The sequence below is a fragment of the Paraburkholderia sediminicola genome (assembly GCF_046026675.1).
Taxonomy (GTDB): domain Bacteria; phylum Pseudomonadota; class Gammaproteobacteria; order Burkholderiales; family Burkholderiaceae; genus Paraburkholderia; species Paraburkholderia sediminicola_F.
This window is the reverse complement of record NZ_JAQQEY010000002.1, coordinates 3,392,879-3,412,541: the sequence shown is the minus strand read 5'-3', so window position 1 is coordinate 3,412,541 and position 19,663 is coordinate 3,392,879. Positions and strand designations below refer to the sequence as shown.

At 61.8% G+C, this 19,663-nt stretch carries 17 protein-coding genes; 11 read left to right on the top strand and 6 right to left on the bottom strand.

Annotated features, from left to right (window positions below):
• Positions 1-23: 23 nt before the first annotated feature.
• On the bottom strand, positions 24-677 hold the full coding sequence (locus PQQ86_RS34975; protein ID WP_408277733.1) for an RraA family protein: 654 nt from the start codon (positions 675-677) through the stop codon (positions 24-26).
• A 9-nt stretch (positions 678-686) separates the two neighbouring features.
• Entirely contained in the window at positions 687-2,045 is a 1,359-nt protein-coding gene (locus tag PQQ86_RS34970) for an MFS transporter (protein ID WP_408277730.1), read from the bottom strand.
• A 298-nt stretch (positions 2,046-2,343) separates the two neighbouring features.
• On the opposite strand from PQQ86_RS34970, the gene PQQ86_RS34965 reads away from it, so the two are divergent.
• The 10 genes from PQQ86_RS34965 (at position 2,344) to PQQ86_RS34920 (ending at position 12,811) form a co-directional block, all read left to right on the top strand.
• The gene (locus PQQ86_RS34965; RefSeq protein WP_097394365.1) at positions 2,344-2,685 is read left to right on the top strand and encodes a PadR family transcriptional regulator; all 342 of its coding nucleotides are present in this window, start codon (positions 2,344-2,346) and stop codon (positions 2,683-2,685) included.
• On the top strand, positions 2,682-3,839 hold the full coding sequence (locus PQQ86_RS34960; RefSeq protein WP_408277726.1) for a DUF1700 domain-containing protein: 1,158 nt from the start codon (positions 2,682-2,684) through the stop codon (positions 3,837-3,839). The genes PQQ86_RS34965 and PQQ86_RS34960 overlap by 4 nt, the downstream gene beginning before the upstream one ends.
• A 56-nt stretch (positions 3,840-3,895) precedes the next feature.
• Complete coding sequence (locus PQQ86_RS34955; protein WP_408277723.1) at positions 3,896-4,693, top strand: BPSS1780 family membrane protein; 798 nt, start codon at positions 3,896-3,898, stop codon at positions 4,691-4,693.
• 123 nt (positions 4,694-4,816) lie between these two features.
• Complete coding sequence (locus tag PQQ86_RS34950) at positions 4,817-5,812, top strand: ABC transporter substrate-binding protein (RefSeq protein ID WP_408277720.1); 996 nt, start codon at positions 4,817-4,819, stop codon at positions 5,810-5,812.
• A 230-nt stretch (positions 5,813-6,042) separates the two neighbouring features.
• On the top strand, positions 6,043-6,762 hold the full coding sequence (locus PQQ86_RS34945) for a FadR/GntR family transcriptional regulator (protein ID WP_408277718.1): 720 nt from the start codon (positions 6,043-6,045) through the stop codon (positions 6,760-6,762).
• Positions 6,763-6,852: 90 nt separating this feature from the next.
• A complete protein-coding gene (locus tag PQQ86_RS34940) occupies positions 6,853-7,620 on the top strand; it encodes an SDR family oxidoreductase (protein ID WP_408277715.1) in 768 nt (255 codons plus the stop codon).
• A gap of 80 nt (positions 7,621-7,700) precedes the next feature.
• On the top strand, positions 7,701-8,993 hold the full coding sequence (locus PQQ86_RS34935; protein WP_408277712.1) for an MFS transporter: 1,293 nt from the start codon (positions 7,701-7,703) through the stop codon (positions 8,991-8,993).
• Positions 8,994-9,100: 107 nt separating this feature from the next.
• Complete coding sequence (locus tag PQQ86_RS34930; protein ID WP_408277709.1) at positions 9,101-10,429, top strand: MFS transporter; 1,329 nt, start codon at positions 9,101-9,103, stop codon at positions 10,427-10,429.
• A gap of 40 nt (positions 10,430-10,469) precedes the next feature.
• Entirely contained in the window at positions 10,470-11,510 is a 1,041-nt protein-coding gene (locus PQQ86_RS34925; RefSeq protein ID WP_408277707.1) for an L-idonate 5-dehydrogenase, read from the top strand.
• Between the two features lie 53 nt (positions 11,511-11,563).
• Entirely contained in the window at positions 11,564-12,811 is a 1,248-nt protein-coding gene (locus PQQ86_RS34920; RefSeq protein WP_408277704.1) for an enolase C-terminal domain-like protein, read from the top strand.
• A 10-nt stretch (positions 12,812-12,821) separates the two neighbouring features.
• Here PQQ86_RS34920 and PQQ86_RS34915 read toward each other — a convergent pair whose 3' ends face one another.
• The 3 genes from PQQ86_RS34915 to PQQ86_RS34905 all read right to left on the bottom strand — a co-directional run bounded on the left by PQQ86_RS34915 (position 12,822) and on the right by PQQ86_RS34905 (position 15,023).
• Positions 12,822-13,394 carry a chromate transporter gene (locus PQQ86_RS34915; RefSeq protein WP_408277702.1) on the bottom strand — a complete coding sequence of 191 codons (573 nt, stop codon included), beginning with the start codon at positions 13,392-13,394 and terminating at the stop codon, positions 12,822-12,824.
• A gap of 2 nt (positions 13,395-13,396) precedes the next feature.
• Positions 13,397-13,963, bottom strand: coding sequence for a chromate transporter (locus PQQ86_RS34910; protein WP_408277699.1), 567 nt, complete (start codon positions 13,961-13,963; stop codon positions 13,397-13,399).
• Between the two features lie 148 nt (positions 13,964-14,111).
• The gene (locus PQQ86_RS34905; protein WP_408277695.1) at positions 14,112-15,023 is read right to left on the bottom strand and encodes a LysR family transcriptional regulator; all 912 of its coding nucleotides are present in this window, start codon (positions 15,021-15,023) and stop codon (positions 14,112-14,114) included.
• Between the two features lie 309 nt (positions 15,024-15,332).
• Here PQQ86_RS34905 and PQQ86_RS34900 point away from each other — a divergent pair, with 309 nt between their 5' ends.
• Positions 15,333-16,277, top strand: a complete 945-nt coding sequence (locus tag PQQ86_RS34900) for an aromatic alcohol reductase (protein ID WP_408279433.1) — start codon at positions 15,333-15,335, stop codon at positions 16,275-16,277.
• 63 nt (positions 16,278-16,340) lie between these two features.
• On the opposite strand, the gene PQQ86_RS34895 is transcribed toward PQQ86_RS34900, so the two are convergent.
• Positions 16,341-19,634: an autotransporter gene (locus tag PQQ86_RS34895; RefSeq protein ID WP_408277690.1), complete on the bottom strand. Its 3,294-nt coding sequence runs from the start codon at positions 19,632-19,634 to the stop codon at positions 16,341-16,343.
• Between the last annotated feature and the right edge of the window lie 29 nt (positions 19,635-19,663).

The following is a 19,663-nucleotide window of genomic DNA, read 5'->3' as shown; positions in this document are numbered from 1 at the left end:
TGATCATTAGCCACGTGAATACTTTACGACATGAAGCATTGCAGGACCTCGTGAAGTGGCGCTTTGGCGTTAAGGCGAGCCAGTATCGCGGGCTCCGCGCGGTCGGAGGCCAGCGCCTGGTCGATCACGGCGGCAAGGGCCGGTGCCTCAGCGAACAGTACACCGTTGTCGTCGGCCAGCACGATGTCGCCTGGGCGCACCACGACCCCGCCGCACTCCACCGGCTCGTTGAACAGGCTCGACATCGTGTCGCGCTTTTTGGTCGTGAGCAACGACGTTCCGCGCGCGAACACCGGCAGCCCCGTGCTGTGTAATTCGATGAGATCGGTCACCACGCCATCGACGATAACACCCCTCGCGCCGGCGTTAAGCGCGGCGCATGCCGTGACTGCTCCGACCGGCGCATGCGTATGGTTACCGCTCATGTCGATCACCAGCACGTCTCCCGGTTTGAGTTGCGACAGGGCGTGGTTTACGGGAATGGCGTCGGGCGACAGCAGCTTGAGCGTCACCGCGCGCCCGATCACCTTCACGTTGGGGACCATCGCGCGAAGGCGATGGTCCGCGAAGCCGTTTTCCATGAAGTGCCCGAGTGTCGGGAAGCTGACGGATTCGAGGCTGCGCATTAAGGATGTGTCTGGCGTGGCTTGCATCAGAGCGGCGTTTTCCGTTTTCATATCAGACCTTCATGAAAGGCTCGCCGTGGCGGCATTGGCGCGCGCCGCAGACGAGATATCGCGGCGAAGCGTCTCCGAGAGCAGCACGAGTGCGAGTACCGAAACAGCAGCCGAACCCATCATGTACCACGCCACCGACGAACCGCGGCCTGTAGCGGACAGCAGGGCGGTGGTGACAATCGGCGTGGCCGCACTGCCGAGCAGCCCGGACAACATATAGCTTACCGACAGGCCGGAGTAGCGAACCTCGGTGCCAAACAGCTCCGCGAGGAAGGTGGCGATGGGTCCATAGTTTGCGGCGAAGGCGGTCATCATCAGCAGATAGCCGAGCAGCGCGAACGGAAACTCGCGCGTATCCAGCAGCCAGAAAAGCGGAAAAGCCAGCAGGGCCTCGGCGACAATGCCGCCGATGATCACCGGCTTGCGGCCCACGACGTCGGATAGTTTGCCGAAGGCCGGCAACAACACGATGCACAGCGCGCAGGCAATCAGCGCGATGGAAAGCATTGCGTTACGTGAAAAGCCCAGCGTCTGCGTCCCGTAAGTTAGCCCAAAAGCAACGATCAGGTTGAACGAGGTGCCCGTCGACATCGTCGCGATGCCGCCGAGCAGAACCTGCTTCCAGTATCGGGTGAGGACTTCGGCGATCGGCAGCTTGACCTGCGCGTCGGCTTCCTTGATCTTGCGGAACGACGGCGTTTCCGATGTGTTCAGACGGATATAAAGTCCGACCCCCACGAGCAACGCGCTCGCAAGGAACGGGATGCGCCAACCCCAGGAGAGCAGTGCGTCGTTTGACAGCGTGGCATTGCAGACCAGAAACGCCAGATTGGCGATCAGGGTGCCGGCAGGCACGCCGATCTGGACCCACGAGCCATACAGTCCACGCTTGCCGGCGGGTGCGTGTTCCACTGCCATCAGCACGGCGCCGCCCCATTCGCCGCCGAGCGCGAGCCCCTGAATGACGCGCAAGGTGAGCAGCAGAATGGGCGCCCAGATGCCAATCGACGCGTAGTTCGGCAGCAGCCCGATCGAGAACGTGGCGATGCCCATGATGATGAGCGAGACCAACAGCATCGCCTTGCGCCCGAGGCGGTCGCCGAAATGGCCGAACAGCGCGGCGCCGACAATGCGTGCGAGGTAGGCGGAGGCGAACGTGCCGAACGCCAGCAAGGTGCCGACCAACGGCACAAAACCGGGAAAGAACACCTTGTTGAAGACGAGCGCCGAGGCGGTGGCAAAAACGAACAGGTCATACCATTCGACGGTCGTGCCGATCACACTCGCCACCGCGATCTTTTTCATGTTGGCCGGGGCGCCATCTTCTGGCAGTGGCGCTGGCGTGTCCGCTGGGCGGTAGGACGTCATGGGTTTCTCCTTGAGGCATGGCGGTTTCAGTGGATGAACGCAGCCATTGCGCGCATGGCCTGGTGCCTTTATCGGAAGCCAAAAACAATAAGTAAAAGTCTGATTTCTAATCCTTTGTATTAGCGCGGCGAATGATCGGACGGCCGCCCCGATGACCGCGGGTGTCCTGTGCATAAAACAGTACCTTGCATTAAACAATACTGGGTGCTAGAGTTCATTCGTCATCTCGCGGATCGGTGCATTTAGCACCAGTGCATAGCAAGGTACCGTGTTATGCACACTAATGTAATGGAATTGAATGAAAACGCAGCTCAAGAAGGGAACGCTCGACATGTGCGTGTTAGCTGTCCTCGCCGGCGGCGACAGCTATGCGTACGAGCTCGTCTCGACGCTCTCCGAAACCATGGAGATCAGCGAGGGCACGATTTATCCGCTGATGCGCCGGCTGCAGGCTGAGGCATGGGTGTCGACGTATTTCGTGGAATCCAGTTCGGGGCCGCCGCGCAAGTACTACTCGCTGACGGCGGCGGGCCGCAACAGTCTGGCGGAAATGCAAAGCGAATGGCGCAGTTTTGTCGATGAAGTCAACGGTGTGCTGGCCTTGTCCGGCACGCGCTCAGGAACAGGGGAAAAGCAATGACGCAGGACGCATTCATCCAGCAATTGCGCCACGAACTGCGGAGTTTGCCGAAGCAGGTAGTCGACGAAATCGTCGCCGACTATCGCGAGTACTTCGGTGACGCACTCGCAGCGGGCCGCAGTGAGGCGGAAGTGGTTGCAGCGCTCGGCGACCCGATTAAGCTCGCACGCGAACTGAAGGCGCAGGCGAGCTTCCGTCAGTGGGAAACGCGGCGCTCGTTCGGCAACCTGGTGCGGGTGGTCGTGTCGATCGCGGGGCTCGGCTTGTTGCAATTGTTCCTGTTGATTCCGTTCATGTTCTATCTGCTGATGCTGACGGTCGGCTACATGGTTTCGGGTGCGCTCGTGGTTGCCGGGCTCGTGACGGTGGTCGCGCTCGGGAGTCATCACCTGTTCGGGTGGCCGGCGTTTAATTCGGTGCCGTTCACCTTCGAGAGCAGTGACGTGAAAACGGATCAGCAGGCGAACGCCAACGGAAACGACGATGACGACAACGACGCGGATGACGCCCCCAAGCAGGGTGACCCGCTCCTCGCAACCGCCAATATGAAGGTGTTCCGGGTGGACGGCGATCGTTTCGTGCTGCGACCGGATGCCGCCACGCGGATTTCCGTTGTGACGCTGGCCGGTCCGATCGACATCAAGAACGACGACGGCAAACTCAAGATCAATTCGGTCGGCGGCGCGCGCGATCTGTTCAAAGTCGACCCCGACGGCACATGGTCTATCGCAGCCGCCGACATCGTAGCGCTCGATCTTAAGGATGGCGAAGGGGATAAGGTATCGGTCGCGCGCATCGGAACCGGTACGAAGTCACTGGCGTGGGACATCAGGAACCACGGCGACCACGTGTCTTTCGTGCAAGGCGCGGACGGCAGCGGCAAGAGTATGGCAGTCCACAGCGGCTCGGATTCGGTCGTGATCGATCGTGACCACATTGCAATCAAGGACGGTTCGGACAACATCGTGATTATCGGGCCGCATGGCTCGGGCATCGGCGCGATGATTTACGGATTCGCGATGCTGGTCGCCGGCATTGTCGGTTTGTGGCTGTGTTTGTGGTTGACGCGCATCACATGGCGCGCCTTGGTCCGCTATGTTCAGCGACAACTCGATCTGATTACTGCTCGACTCGACGAAGGTCAATCCGCTTGAAGCACGGCGCTGGTTGACTGACGTCTCTATCCTCATTTGATGAAAAGGAAGCGGTCATGAATATGCACTATTCAGGCGGTACGGCAGTCCCGGCACACCGGCAACCTGCTTCCGGGTTGCGCTATCCAGACGGTCGCGTGGTCAGCGTGCAGAGTGTTGCCGGCTGGCTCGCGGAAGGGCTTCGTATCGCTCGCGCGAATCCGGTGCTGTGGCTCGTGGCGATTCTTGGTTGCGCCGATTTCGTCACGCTGTTTGAACTGGCGCCGCCGTTGCGCGTGCTGGCGGTGCTCGTTGGGCCGGTCCTCGCCGCCGGATTGGTGCTGATGCAGGAACGTGCGAGCAATGCGCGCCCGTGGTCGATCCGCGAGACGATCGAAGCTGTCAATGTGCATCGCAATGCGTTGATCGCGATCGGGCAGTGCGGCGCTGCCGTTGCCTATGCGGGGCACCTGATCGCGTTTGTGGCGTTTCATGTGTCGATGAAGGCATCTGTTGCACCGAACGGCGTACACGATCTGACGATCGTCTACGGTGCGCATAACGGCACGGGCAATGCGCTGGAGCCGGTGCTCAATATGCTGGCCTATGCGCTCGCGGCTTCGCTCGTATGGTTCGCGCCGGCGCTGGTTATTCTGAACAACGTTTCACCTCTGAACGCGATGGCGGCGAGTGTGCGTGCCGTGGCGCGTAACTGGCGCGTCGCGTCGGTGTTCGGCATGGCCATTGCCGTCGACGTGTGGCTTGCCACCTTCGCGCCGCTTCTATTGCGCGGCTTGCTGGTAACGCCACTGATCAGCGCGCTGATCGTTCTGTCGATGTACGGCGCGTATCGCGGCATATTCGACAAGCCGTAAGTGACGGGCTCGCGCTGGGGTGAAAAAGATAGCTGCCCGGTCGAGATAACGATATCGGAATTGAATCATTCTCACGAAGCATCCTGATCGCTACGCTTGCAGAAATATTGCAAGCGAGGGCATATGGCCGCTTCTGTTTCCACGTCTTTTTCCATGCGGCGGCGCACGCTGAAGCTGCTTGGCGCAGTGCCGGCGCTTGCCGCAACCGGCGCATTTCATTCACTCAACGTGCAGGCCGCCGATCTGGCATCGACCACGCTCGTGCTTGGCGACCAGGCCGGTGGCACACGTGCTCTCGTCGAAGCGGCGAAGGTACTCGACGGCACGCCGTACGCATTTCGCTGGGCCAACTTCCAGGGTGCCGCGCCACTGTTCGAAGCGCAACGCGCGGGCGCCGTCGATCTTGCCCCGGCGGGTGACTTGCCTGTGCTTGCAGCGGCTGTCGGCGATCCGACCTTGAAGATCGTCGCGACGCGTGTGGGTTCGGGCGCGCAACTCGGCATTCTGGTTGCGCCCAATTCACCGATTCGCACGGTGGCGGATCTGAAGGGGCGCACCGTGTTCGTGTCGTCGGCGCGCGGCAGCATTTCGCAATTCCAGTTGTATGGTGCGCTCGCCGAAGCAGGACTCTCGAAGGACGACGTCAAGGTCCGTTTCATCCTGCCCGTCGACGCGTTTGCTGCGTTCGCGTCCGGTTCGATCGACGTGTGGGCGACGTTCGATCCGTACTACGGCATCGCTGTGCAACGCGGCGCGCGTATTTTGCGCGATGGGTCCGGCATCAATAGTGGTCTCGGCTTCATCACTGCATCGGGCGCCGCGCTTGCTGATACGCGCAAACGCGCGGCCATCGCAGACGTTCTGCTTCGACTGCAGCGCGCGGGTGATTGGGCGCTTGCGAACCCCGATGCCTACGCGCAGATCTACTCAACCCTAACGCGCTCGCCACTCGACGCCGCGAAGCAGATCACGCAGCGCGCGGCGTTGAAACAGCACTTCGTGACCGAGGCGGATATCGCTGCGCTTCAGAAAGTTGCTGACAGCGCGGATCGCGACGCTATCCTGCCGCGCCGCATCGACGTCCGCGCGATTGCCGAGACGCATATCGCGAAGGTCTGACGCGAACGGTGGCGCGCCGCGCGGCGCGTTGCTTCGTGCCCAGCGGAGCGCGTTCGCCCGGTGTCTTCCATCTCCGGCGGCGCCTGCCATCCTCGGCAACCCCTTCCACACCGGCAATTCCCTGCACCCCGGCACCCCCTCCCGACCCGCACTCCGGGTGAACCCGAATTGCCATGCGGCCTTGTCGCGTCTATCTTTCTACATCATACGTATGACATAGAGAGCAAATCGTGGCGACTTTGCACAGGCAGGTCCTGAATCAGATGGGCGAACAGATTTGTTCAGGCAAATTCATGCCCGGCGACATTCTTCCTGCCGAGCCGGTGCTTGCTGAGCAGATGCAGGTGAGCCGTATCACCATCCGCGAGACAATGAAGTCGCTCTCCGCCAAGGGCATGCTGCAGGTGCGCCGCCGCTACGGCACGGTCGTGCTGCCGCGTGCGCAATGGCAGTTGTTCGATCCGGACGTGATCATGTGGCGCGCGCGTGCGGGCGCCGTCGAGCCAGGTCTCATCGAAGACCTGATGGAACTGCGCATGATCATTGAGCCGAACGCGGCCAGGCTTGCCGCGAAACGCGCAACTGACGAAGACCGCAGCGCGGTCCGGCGGGCTTTCAAGGCAATGGAACGCGCGGTCGCCGGCCACGGCGAGTACGTTCCCGCCGACCTCGCGTTTCACGGCGCCATTCTTACCGCCTGCCACAACCAGTTCGTCCAGCAGATGCAGAACGCGCTGTCGGCGATCCTGCGCACCAGTTTCGAACTCAGCTCTGAAATCGCAGGCGGTCCGGCCCGTTCGCTGCCGATGCACGAGGCACTGTGCGTCGCGATCGAGAAGGGGGACCCCGAGGGGGCAGAGGAGGCGGTGCTCACGCTCATCAGGCGAGCCGAGCAGGACTTCGAAGACCGCGCCGCGCTAGACCGAACCGCCAACGATCAACCCGCGTAGCAATCGCCGTAACCCATTTCATCGCGACCCTCATCGGGATCGCGAGGGGCGCACTCGCGCCTCGTTTCTGAACATCGAGAGGACACACGCATGACACAGCTATTCGATCTGAGCGGCCGCACGGCACTCGTTACCGGTTCGGCGCGTGGCATCGGTTTCGCGCTTGCCGAGGGACTGGCGGCCGCCGGTGCGAACGTCATCCTGAACGGTACGCGCGCCGACACGGTCACCGAAGCGGCCGCCCGTCTGAGCGACAAGGGTTTCAATGCGCAAGGCCGCGCCTTCGATGTGACCGACGAAAACGCAGTCGCCGACGCATTCGCGCAGTGGGACAAGGACGGCGTGCAAGTCGATATCGTGGTCAACAACGCCGGCATCCAGTTTCGCAAACCGCTCGTCGAACTCGAACTGAGCGACTGGCAGCGCGTGATCGACACCAATCTGACGAGTGCCTTCATCGTCGCGAAAGAGGCCGCACGCCGCATGATCGCGCGCGGCACGGGCGGCAAGATCATCAACATCGGCTCGCTCACGAGCGAAGCCGGGCGCGCGACTGTCGGCGCCTATACGGCGGCGAAGGGCGGTATCAAGATGCTGACCCGCGCCATGAGCGCCGAGTGGGCGGCCTCGGACATTCAGGCGAACGCGATCGGTCCGGGTTACATCCTGACCGACATGAACAAGCCGCTGATCGAGAACGCCGCTTTCGACGCATGGGTCAAGAGCAGCAATCCCTCACAACGCTGGGGCAAGCCGGAAGAACTCGTCGGCACGGCGGTGTATCTGGCTTCACCGGCGTCGAGCTATGTGAACGGCCAGATCATCTACGTCGATGGTGGCTGGCTAGCCGTTCTTTAAACGCAGATCCACGCGAGTAGAGCAAGACAAACAGCCACTCGCATCAGATAGTTCGTGCGCCGCACTGATCCGGAGACATCATGGAAAGCGTCAAACCCGTAGCAACTCAAAGATGGTGGTATCTGATGCCCATCATCTTCATCACGTATAGCCTCGCCTATCTCGATCGCGCGAACTACGGCTTCGCCGCCGCGGCCGGAATCGACAAGGATCTCGGCATCACGCACGGCACTTCCTCGCTGATTGGCTCGCTGTTCTTCCTCGGCTACTGCCTCTTTCAGGTGCCCGGTGCGATTTACGCACAGCGCAATAGCGTCAAGAAGCTGATCTTCTTCAGCCTGATCCTGTGGGGTTTGTGCGCGGCGGCGACCGGCATGGTCAGCAATATCCCGATGCTGATGGTGCTGCGCTTCACGCTCGGCGTCGTGGAGGCGGCCGTGATGCCGTCGATGCTGATGTACATCAGCCGCTGGTTCACGCGCAGCGAACGCTCGCGCGCCAATACTTTCCTGATTCTCGGCAATCCGGTCACGGTACTGTGGATGTCGGTGGTATCGGGCTATCTGGTTCGCAGTTTCGGCTGGCGCGAGATGTTTGTCCTCGAGGGCATGCCTGCCATCGCATGGGCGGTGGTCTGGTGGTTCACGGTGAAAGACCGTCCGGCCGACGCGCCCTGGATGAGTGACGCCGAAAAGACCGAACTCGACGCGCGCCTGAAGGCCGAGCAGGCCCATATCGCCCCGGTGCGCAATTACAAGGCGGCGTTCCGGTCATCGATCGTGATCAAGTTTTGTGCGATTCATGCGCTGTGGAGCATCGGCGTATACGGCTTCATTATGTGGCTGCCGTCGATTCTCAAAGCCGCCTCGACGATCGACATCGTCTCGGTGGGCTGGCTTGCCGCTGTGCCCTATCTCGCCGCAATCATCCTGATGCTGCTCGCGTCGTGGCTCTCGGACAAGACGCGCAACCGCAAGCTGTTCGTCTGGCCGCTGCTGCTCGTCGGGACCATTGCGTTCGTCGCTTCCTATCTGATCGGTGGCTCGCATTTCTGGATCTCGTTTGCGCTGCTGGTGGTGGCGGGTGCCACGATGTACGCGCCGTATGGCCCGTTCTTCGCACTCGTGCCGGAACTGATTCCGAGCAATGTGCTGGGCGGCGCGATCGGCCTCATCAACGCATGCGGTGCGTTGGGGGCGTTCCTCGGTTCGTGGGTGGTGGGCTATCTGAACGGCGCGACCGGCAGTCCGGCGGCTTCGTACATTTTCATGGCGACCGGTCTGCTGCTTTCGGTGATCCTGATGATGACCGTGCCCGCGAATGCCGACGAGCACGCCAGGCGTGAAGCTTCGCTGTCGTTGCATCGCACGTAACGCGCAATGAATTGCACCTGCCAGCCCCGCGTTCCCAGCGCTTCAAACCGGGCAGGACTGGCAGCCGCTTGCCTGTACGGCAGGTCATCCAATCAAATGGACTGCTGATGAAATCAGAAAGCACCTCCGCCTTGAGCACCGGGCAGACGCGATCTGCGGTCGCGGCCAAAGCCACGAAAAAACGTTTCGTTGTCGGTTTCCTGCTGTTCCTCGGCATTGCCGTCAACTACATGGATCGTAGCAATCTTTCGCTGGCGGCGCCGTTACTCGGACGTGATCTGAATCTGAGTCCTGTGCAACTCGGACTGATTTTTTCGGCATTCGGCTGGTCGTACGCGATTCTGCAGATCCCAGGCGGGATGCTCGTCGATCGCGTCAAGCCGCGCGTCCTGTATGCCATCCTGCTGTGCGGATGGTCGGTGGCGACATGCCTGCAGGCGGCCGTGAACGGCTTCTCGACGCTGTTCGGTTTGCGCGTGCTGCTCGGCACGTTCGAAGCGCCCTCGTATCCGACCAATAATCGCGTCGTCACCACGTGGTTTCCCGAGCGCGAACGCGCGACTGCGATTGCCTTCTATACCTCCGGGCAGTTCGTCGGTATCGCGTTCTTCATGCCACTGCTCGTTTATGTTCAGGCCACGTTCGGCTGGCGCGGCATGCTGTTCTTCACGGGCGCTGCAGGTGTCATGTACAGCATCGTGTGGTTCATTTTCTACCGTGATCCGAGGGACAGCAAAGCCGACGCCGCCGAACTCGATTACATCCGGCAGGGCGGCGGTCTGGTCGATGTCGGCGAGCAGGGCGGCGCGAGGAAAGCGGGTTGGACCGATTTCAAACATGTGCTGAAGAACCGCAATATCTGGGGTGTATTCATCGGCCAGTTTTGCCTGTCGTCGATCCTGTGGTTCTTCCTCACCTGGTTTCCAACCTATCTCGTCAAGTATCGCGGGATGACGACCCTCAAGATGGGATTCATGGCGTCGGTGCCGTTCCTCGCGGCCTATGTCGGCATTCTCTGTTCAGGTTTTCTGTCGGATTTTCTGCTTAGACGTGGGTTCTCGGTCGGCTTTGCGCGCAAGCTGCCCGTCATTTCCGGACTGGTACTCGCAACGTCGATTGTCGGAGCCAACTATGTTCAGGATCAGACCGCCATCATTCTCTTCATGTCACTGGCGTTCTTCGGTAACGGTATGGCGTCGATCACCTGGGCGTTTGTCTCCGCACTCGCGCCGAAGAGCCTGATCGGCCTCACCGGCGGTATGTTCAACTTTATGGGCAATCTGTCGGCCATCGCGGTGCCGATCGTGATCGGTGTGCTGGTCAAGGACGGACACTTTGAATCGGCGCTGGTGTTCATCGGAGCGCTGGCGCTTATCGGTGCGCTGTCTTATGTGTTTGTCGTCGGCAAGATCGAACGCATCGTGCTGCCCGAATGAGTCGCGGATGCCAACGGAATTATTGAAACGGGAGTCTTTCATGGAAGCGCGCGCTTGCGTATTGCACGCAGAAAAGGATCTACGGATAGAAGCCGTTGATGTGGCGGATATCGGGGAGAACCAGGTGCTGGTTCGAATCGGTGCCGGCGGAATTTGCGGGTCCGACCTGCACTATTACCTGCATGGCGGATTCGGTGTCGTACGCGTGAAGCAGCCGATCGTGCTCGGCCATGAAGTCGCGGGAACGGTTCAGGCTGTCGGCGGCAAGGTCACGCGCGTCAGACCCGGCGATCGCATTGCGCTCAACCCGAGCCGCCCGTGCGGACATTGCAAGTTCTGTCTGGCCGGAGAACAGCAGCATTGCGCGGACATGTGGTTCTACGGCAGCGCGATGCGAGTTCCGCACGGTCAAGGCGCGTTTCGCGAACTGATCGCGGCCGAGGAATATCAATGCGAGCCGGTCGGGAGCGCGGTCTCGCTTGGCGAGGCGGCCTGTGCCGAACCTTTGGCCGTCGCGTTACATGCGGTTAGTCAGGCGGGCTCCGTGACCGGCAAACGCGTCCTGGTGACCGGTTCAGGCCCGATCGGCGCGCTGGTGGTGGCGGCCGCCCGTCATGCCGGCGCGCTCGAAGTGGTGGCGACCGACATCCACGATGCGCCGCTTGCGAAAGCCATGGAAATGGGCGCCACCCGCACGCTCAACGTCTCGATCGAGCCGGGTCTGAAGGCGGATGAATTCACCGCGGAGAAGGGCTATTTCGATGTCGCGATCGAATGCACCGGCGCGGCGGCGGTGCTGAAAGATGTCATTCCCGCCTTGCGTCCGCGCGGCACCATCGTGCAGGTCGGCGTCACCGGCGACGTGCCGATTCCGATCAACGCGCTGGTCGGCAAGGAAATCCGTTTGCAGGGCGCGTTTCGCTTTCACGGCGAATATGCGCTGGCCGCGCGGCTCATCAAGGAAGGCCGCATCGACGTGAAGCCGATCATCACCGCCACGCTGCCTATCGAGCGCGCGATCGAGGCATTCGATCTCGCAGCGGATCGCAGCGCGCAGATGAAAGTGCAGATCACCTTCTGATGTAGAAGCCGGCGACGCGTCCGATTCATTGATTCGATTTTGGCAGACAGAACATGGCAACCCTGATTACCGATGTAAAGGTCATCCTGACCGCGCCGGAAGGCATCAACCTGATCGTCGTGAAGATCGAGACCAACCAGCCCGGTCTGGTCGGTCTCGGGTGCGCGACATTCGCCTACCGGCATGTGGCTGTGAAGTGCCTCATCGAGGAATACCTGCGGCCGTTGCTGATCGGTCGTGACGCCGAGGCGATCGAGGAACTGTGGCAACTGATGCATCAGAACGCGTACTGGCGCAACGGTGCGATCGAGAACAACGCGATCTCCGGTGTCGATATGGCGCTGTGGGACATCAAGGGCAAGATGGCGAACATGCCGCTCTATCAGCTGTTCGGCGGCAAGTGTCGCGAGGGTGTGCCGATTTATCGGCATGCGGACGGTCGCGATCTGAACGAGTTGTGCGAGAACATCCAGAAGTATCGCGAACAGGGCATCACGCATATTCGCTGCCAGAGCGGCGGCTATGGCGGGGGTAGCTTGGGTAAGGCGCCAGCGAGTGCACCGGAAGGCGCCGCGGATGGCGTGTATCTCGACAGCCGAAAGTACATGCGGGAGACGCTCAAACTGTTTGACGGCATTCGCAGCAAGGTCGGTTTCGACGTCGAGTTGTGCCATGACGTGCACGAACGCCTGAAGCCGGTGGAAGCGATCCGTTTTGCGCGCGAGCTGGAACAGTACGAACTGTTCTTTCTCGAAGACGCGATTGCGCTGGAGGAAGGCGAATGGATGCGCCAGCTTCGCGCCAAAACGACCACGCCGCTTGCTCAGGGCGAGTTGTTCAACAACCCGTACGAATGGCGGTTTCTGATCACCGAGCGCCTGATCGACTTCATCCGTGTGCATCTTAGCCAGATCGGCGGCATCACGGCGGGACGCAAGCTGCAGATATTTGCCGAGCAGTTCGGGGTAAGGACCGCATGGCACGGTCCGGGCGACATGTCGCCGCTGGCGCATGCGGCGAACATTCATATCGATCTCGCCGCGCGCAATTTTGGTGTGCAGGAGTGGTCGGGAACCGAACCGCCGAACTTCGTGATCCAGGACCTTAAGGGGCCGAGAGAGGCCTTGCTCGACGTCTTCCCGGGGCTGCCGGAATTCAGGAACGGACACGTCTATGCCAATGACAAACCGGGCTTGGGCGTGGACATCGACGAAACCGAGGCCGCGAAATATCCGTGCGAAAGCACCGTGACGACGTGGACGCAAACCCGCCTGAAGGACGGCACGCTGCAGACGCCGTGATGGGATAGCACTAGCTCGCTATATGCACTTGAAGGATGGACGGGAGGCTGGCGCCGAACCCAGACACGCCAAGCAACAGCAACGCCCCGCAAAGCAAAAGAAGCAGCGGGTTGATTCGCGTGCTGAGCAGAGTCCCTACCGAAACGAGGGCAATCGCCTGGGCCGGAAGTCCGCCGTCGAGCGACTTTAGCAGGACCCATCCCGCGGCGAGAATCATGCCGGAGGCGACGGGGCGCAGCCCACGCTCGAGCGCCAGCTGCCACGCCGCGCCCTGATAGCGTGTCCAGATGTGGGTCACGCCGTAGATCAGGATGCCGGTCGGGGCGAGCAATGCCAGCGTGGCCACCACAGCGCCCCAGAACCCGGCGATCTGCCAGCCGATCAAGGTGGCCAGCAGCGAACCGGGGCCGGGCGCCATGCGCGAAATGGCGAAGTCGACCCCGAACTGGGCATGCGTCATCCATCCATGCACGTCGACAACCTGCCGTTGGATATCGGCGATGATGGCCTGACCGCCGCCTATCGTCACTAGTGACAGGGGCGCGAAAACGGCGGCAAGCTGTAGAAGAACGCGATTCGACATGGTCAGGCTTTGCGCAGTTTGATGTATTCGACAAGCACGCTCAGGCCTCCCGCGCAGATCACGACCCACACCAGCGGCAGGCGCAATATGCCGACCGCGACGAAGGTGCCCGCAAGGAACAGCAGCGGGAGGAGTCTGCGCGGCACCCGGCGCGCGGTCGTCACGCCCATCGACAACGACAGGCCGGTAGCCGCTGCCGCCGCGCCCGCAAGCAGGATGTGAGCGAGCGGGAACTGCAGCAGATGACTGAGAACCGTACCGAGAATAATGATGAAGATGGCGGGCGGGATGATGATGCCGGCAACGGCCAGCAGCGCGCCGCGCCAGCCGAGCAGACGGTGGCCGATCCAGATCGCCATGTTTTTGACGTTGATGCCCGGCAGCGCCTGAGAAATAGCCAGGCCGTTCAAAAAGTCTTCTTCACTGATCCAGTCGCGATCCTGGACGAATTCACGCAGGAGCCAACCGCTCAGGCCGCCACCGAAGCTGGTGAGCCCAATACGGCTGAATATCAGGAAAAGCCCGGTGAGGGTGGGCGGTCGACTCGTGTAGGGAATGTGTTGGGACATCGAATCTTCCAGTCAGATTGACGTATGAGGGGCGAAATATTTGCTCGGGGTCAGCGTGCCCGGTCATATGCGACTGGAAAATTATATCAATCGGAGCTTTGTTTCCGGACGCCATGTTGCCTGTCGCAAAGCGCGCGTTCCATCATGGTTAAGCGCCTCGGTTCAAATCATTCTGCGCGAAAATATCCACGACCCAATCGACAAACGCTTTGGTTGCTCCGCTCGCGTGCCGGCCGTTCGGATAAACAATGGAAATGGGCACGGGCGAGCATCTCGCGCTTGCCAGAACCTCTTTCAGACGGCCAGTTTTCAAGTACGGCAAGGCCACGAACTCCGACAACTGGATGAACCCCAATCCTTCCAGGCCGCATTGCAAATAGGCTTCTGTTTCATTGACAGCGAAGCGGCTTTGCATGGTCATCGCGAGGTTTTCCCCGTCCACGCTGAAGCGCCAGTCAAGCGGTCTGCCGGTCGCGTTCGATATGTAATTGATCGCGCGGTGGGCACTCAGCTCAGCTACGGTGGCGGGCTCTCCGCACTCCTTGAGATAGCGTGGCGACGCGCATGTAATCCAGTTCAATTGCCCCATCTGACGTGCAATCAGGTTCGAGTCCGCCAGTTCTCCGGTACGGATGACGCAATCGATACCGTCGTAAATCAGGTCGGCGGGCCGATCGCTCAGGCCGAGCACGAGTTCGATGCCGGGGAAGTGCTGCTCGAATTCCCGCAGCCTCGGCAACACGATAGCCCGGCCGATTACGCCTGGCATGTCCGCCCGTACGCGCCCGCGCGGGCTCGTTGCATCGGTCGACAGTTCGTTTTCCGCGAGCGCGATGTCTGACAGGATCGTGCGGCAGGACGCGTAGTAGCGCTCGCCCGCGTCAGTCAGACTGAGGGTGCGGGTACTGCGTCTGAGGAGGGGCGTGCCTAGATGGCGCTCCAGATTCTTGATCGTTGTCGTGACCGATGATCGTGGCATTGACAGGGTCTCCGCTGCCTTGCTGAAGCTCTGAGCCTCGACGACCCGCACGAAGGTTGTCATCGCATGAAGTTTGTCCATGAGCGGGCACCTATCCGGTTCACGTATTGCCGTCCGGAGGCGGCTTGGAGGGGGCATCCATCTTACATGGATCTCTGCCTCGGCCCGTTCGATTATGTTTGTTCTAACGCTCCATTCGAGTGGGATCGTTCGCTACGACCGCGTTCTGATTTCCGCTACGGCGAACAATGCCATGTGTCGGCGGAACTAGACTTCAACTTGTCCGGCTGCCTTCCACATCAAACCACAGAGAAGCATTGCGCCGGGGACAGCGGGTCGCGCAAGCGTACGCTTCTGACAACGTTTCTCAAGCTTCGAAAGGTCATATCTATGTCGCACGATCATTCCATTCTGGTTCTCGGCGCCGGTGAACTCGGCATCGCCGTATTGCGCAGTCTCGCGCGGCGCGCGGCATCGGCGCCGGGTGTTTCGATCGCGGTTCTCCTGCGGTCGTCCACTATCGATTCGAGCGATCCGCTCAAGCAGCAGGATATTGCCGAACTGCGCTCACTCAACATCGAGTTGGTCGCAGGTGATCTGACAGCCCAGCCGGAAGCATCACTCGCCGCTGTTTTTCGGCGCTTCGACACGGTCATCTCGTGCACCGGGTTTGTAGGTGGCAAAGGTGTCCAGCTCAAGATCGCTCGCGCCGTGCTCGAGGCCGGCGTCAAGCGCTATTTCCCCTGGCAATTCGGCGTGGACTACGACGTCATCGGTCGAGGCAGCGCGCAGGATCTGTTCGACGAGCAGCTCGATGTACGCGACATGTTGCGCTCGCAACATGAGACGGAATGGGTGATCGTGTCGACAGGCATGTTCACCAGCTTCCTGTTCGAACCGTCTTTTGGTGTAGTGGACCTGGAACAAACCACGGTCCATGCGCTGGGAAGCTGGGACAACGCCGTGACTGTGACCACGGCTAATGACATCGGCATGCTGACGACGGAGATCGTGTTCGCTGAGCCGCGCATGGCCGGTCAGATTGTGCATATTGCGGGCGACACGGTGACCTATCGCCAACTGGCGGATGCGATCGATGCAACGCTGGGCCTGACCGTCCGACGCATGGAATGGAGCGTTCCGCAACTGACAGGCGAACTCACTCAGGAGCCTGAAAATTCCATCAGGAAGTATCGGCTCGTATTCGCCGAAGGAAAGGGCGTGGCGTGGAACAAGGGCCAAACGTTCAATGCGCAACGTGGCATTGCCGTCTGCGGTCTCGAAGCGTGGATGCGTGAAAACCTTTTAACGGACGTCGGTTTGTCCCTTCGATAGGCCGGTTATCGGTAGTGCAGGGAACCTCAGTGACGACGCGGGTCTTCCCGCGCCGTCCTTGCCTCAGGTATCCAACCGATCCACCAGCGCAAACGGAATACTCTCCGCAAACAACTCCCGGTCCCCCGTCGCACTCGTCTGCGTATTCAACTGCAGCGCGAAATTCAAACCGGGACTCTGTGTGCTGGTCGTGCGCTCCTTGACCTTCAATTCAATGGGCATCCACGAGGCCGGCTCGTTCAGAACTCCGTTCACCTTTTCATCGATCTTCGCACGCCCGGCAGCGGCCTCGCCGGGCGGCAGTTGCTTCGACATCGCCGCGAGCATGTCGAGCTGTTTCGCCGCGCTACGCCGCAAACGGTAGCGGTGGAAGTAAGTCTGGTTCGGCCGCCGGTTCGCCTTCACATCGCCAAGGTGCCGGTCGAGCCGTTGTTCCGCGAGTGCGCGCGCCGGTGGTGGCTGCGGCTCGGGCCTGCCGTTCAACCGTGCTTCCTGCCGTTCGCCTTCCTGTTCTGCATTTACCTGTTCGGTGAACAGTTCGACCCACTGGTCGCGGCTCGCATCGAGCGCGCGCGTATAGGTTTCGGCGCTCGAATACTCCGTATCGAGCAGACACGCGCGATGCACCAGCGCGCCGTCTTCGCGCACCAGTTGTACTTTGGCGAGGTGGCTGTCGTCGTTGAACGTCATGGTCGCGGACGGCGCGTCGAGCGAGACGAGGCCCACACCCACGCTCGACTCTTTCGCGCCGACCGGCTGCGTCGCGCTGACGGTGCCGCTCAGCCGTCCAATCAGACGCGAGCCGGCGCCGACGCGATGTTGCTCGATTTGCATGCGCCCACTTTGCTCATTTGAGTCGAGCGTCTGTTTCGCGGTTTTCTCGTAACCGATGCCGATGTTGGCGCCGGCGCGAAACGGCGAGCCGATCTTCGGCACGCTTACGGATAAGCCGACATCGGCAGAGGCCCCGCGTTTGACGGTGCGCGCCACGGTGTCGGTCCAGCTGATCGACACATCCGGGTCATCGAAATAATGTTCGGCGAGCCGGTTCCAGGTGCCGCGTGAACCGCCCGAGTTGGCGCCGTGCGCCGCAGTCGTTTCGTCGAAGACGTGATCGATTATGCCTTCGAGTTTTTCGCGCATCGCGCTATCGTCGTAGCCGGTGCCGTTCGGATTGACGCGGCGTGCCACGCGCAGTGACACGCCGCTCGGTTCGGACAACTCCTGCGAGTGCAGCACGGCCTGGGTGGTCAGTCCGGCGCGCAACTGAGTCAGCCCGACGTCCATGTCGTAGCCGACCAGTACGCCGACGCCCGCATGCCGCACCTGCGTTTTCGCAGTGCCGACGAACATCTCGACGCCGTGCGTGCCACGGCTTAATTCGACCACGGCTTCACGGCTCTTCGACGCGCGCAGATCGAGGCGCGGTGCGATCGGCACGCCGCCGGTATGCAGCACCTTGCTGAGATTCGCTGACAACCCGCGCGTGCTCACGCCGATGCGGCGGCCGTCGGTAAGACGCAGGCGCGAACTCGATTGCAGATCGTGTGCGACGTCCTTGAGCGTTTGCCGGACCGTGTCGGCGTTGTCTGCGGCGGCGGCCGGCGCGGGCGGGCGCGCTTTGTCCTTCAGGTCGGAGACATGGGTCCAGAACGGCGAATCGGCTGGTACCTTCGCGACCTTGCCCCACGAGGCGAGCCGTTCCAGATTGAACGGCTGTTTCGCGATCGACTTGAACGGTTTGCTGCGCGCGAGCGTGTGTGGCTCGGCGTTGGCCCAGCGTGCGGTTTCGGTTTGCAGGCGCTCGAGCGTTGCAGGCGAACCGACGTCGCGCGGTTGCAGCTCCGCGCACAACTGCTGCGCGCGTTCGGTGACCTTGTGCAACTGTTCGGCATCGAGCTGGCCATTCGGAAAGCCGCCTGATTCGAGCCAGACATGCAGCGCCGCGAGTTCGGCGATCGACTGCTCCGGGCGGGCATGAGAAAGCGCCGCCGCGGGACGCATCTCGGGCCGCTCGGAGAGCGGTGCCAACGACCCGTGCATGGCCTCCTCGAGTTTTCCCTGCTCAGTGCCGACGGTCTTGCGCGGCACGCCTTGCGTACCGAAGCGCAGTGCCGACAACGGCGAGCTGCGTTTGCCGACGAGCCGCGGCAAGAACGTCTTCCAGCGGTTTTCGCCGACGCGGTCGATCGTCTTCGCTGAGAATTTGTTCAGACGTTCGCGTGCCTGCGATAACTCGCTGCCGCGTCCGTCTTCGCGAAAATTCTGGCGCCATGCGAAAAACGCGCCCTTCTGATCGGCGTTCAGTGCGCCACGGCCCTGTGTGGTCAGTGTCGACGCCGCGTCGTAAGCCTGCCACGCGAGCGGGGTTTCACTCAGCGGTGTGCCGACCGCGGGCGCTGAGCGCGCGGCGACTGCGGTTGGCGCGGGATCCTGCGCCGGGCCTGCACCGTGGAGCGGCGGATCGAGCGCGTCGGCGGCTTGTAGCATCATCCGCTGGGCGAGCCGCGTCGAGGTGTCGCCGGGCGGCGGCTGGCCGTGATGGCGCAACTGGTTGAGCGCGTCGAAACCTGCGTCGGAGCGTGCCAGCGTGCGGGCGACTTGCCATGCGCCGGCTTCGGCGGGCGTCGTCGAGCGGGCCGTGTGCATCTGCGCGAAGTCGAGGTGTTCGAGCGCGTCGAGCACTTCGTTGGCACTGTGCGCGTCGCCGATACTGGCGCCGTGTAACGCCTGGGCGACCAGGGCGCCGCGATGGGTTTGCGTGGCGGCATTGGGGCCGCTCAGCGCGGCCAGCCGATGCGAAAGCTCGCCCTGCGCGAGCAGGTCGCCGGGCGGGCCCGGCAATTGACGACCCACATAGTCGCGTAGCGCGGCCTCGCCGGCCATCGCGTCGAGCGGAACCGTCGACGCTTCGTTTTCGTTTCCGTGCTCCGCGGCGAGTCTTGCCGCCGAGGAGGACGAAGTGGACGAAGACTGCGCCGTCTTGCCAAGTGCTTGCCGGACTTGCCGCTCGCTCTTCGCCAACGGCGTTCCCGCCGCGTTGGACGCCACCGCCGGCTTCGCAGGATAACGCTCGCCGTTCGCGGTGAAATCGGCCGGCGCAAACGGTTTGCCGTGCTGACTCGTTTGCGAGAGCGCGGTGCTGATATCGAACTTGCTCGCGCGCAGCCGTGCACCGGTACGCGACAGCTTGTTACCGAGCCTGCCCAGCAGCGTTTCGTCGACCAGCGACCGGGCCTGCGGCGTGCCTGTGAGTTGCACGGCCGGCGCGCCGGCAGGCTGATGACCGGGCGCTTCAGTCGCTTCGGCCTCGGGCGTGTGAATCGGGTGCGGCGGTACTGCATGGATGTCGGACATAGCGCGTGGCGTTCAACGAGCGGCAGTTG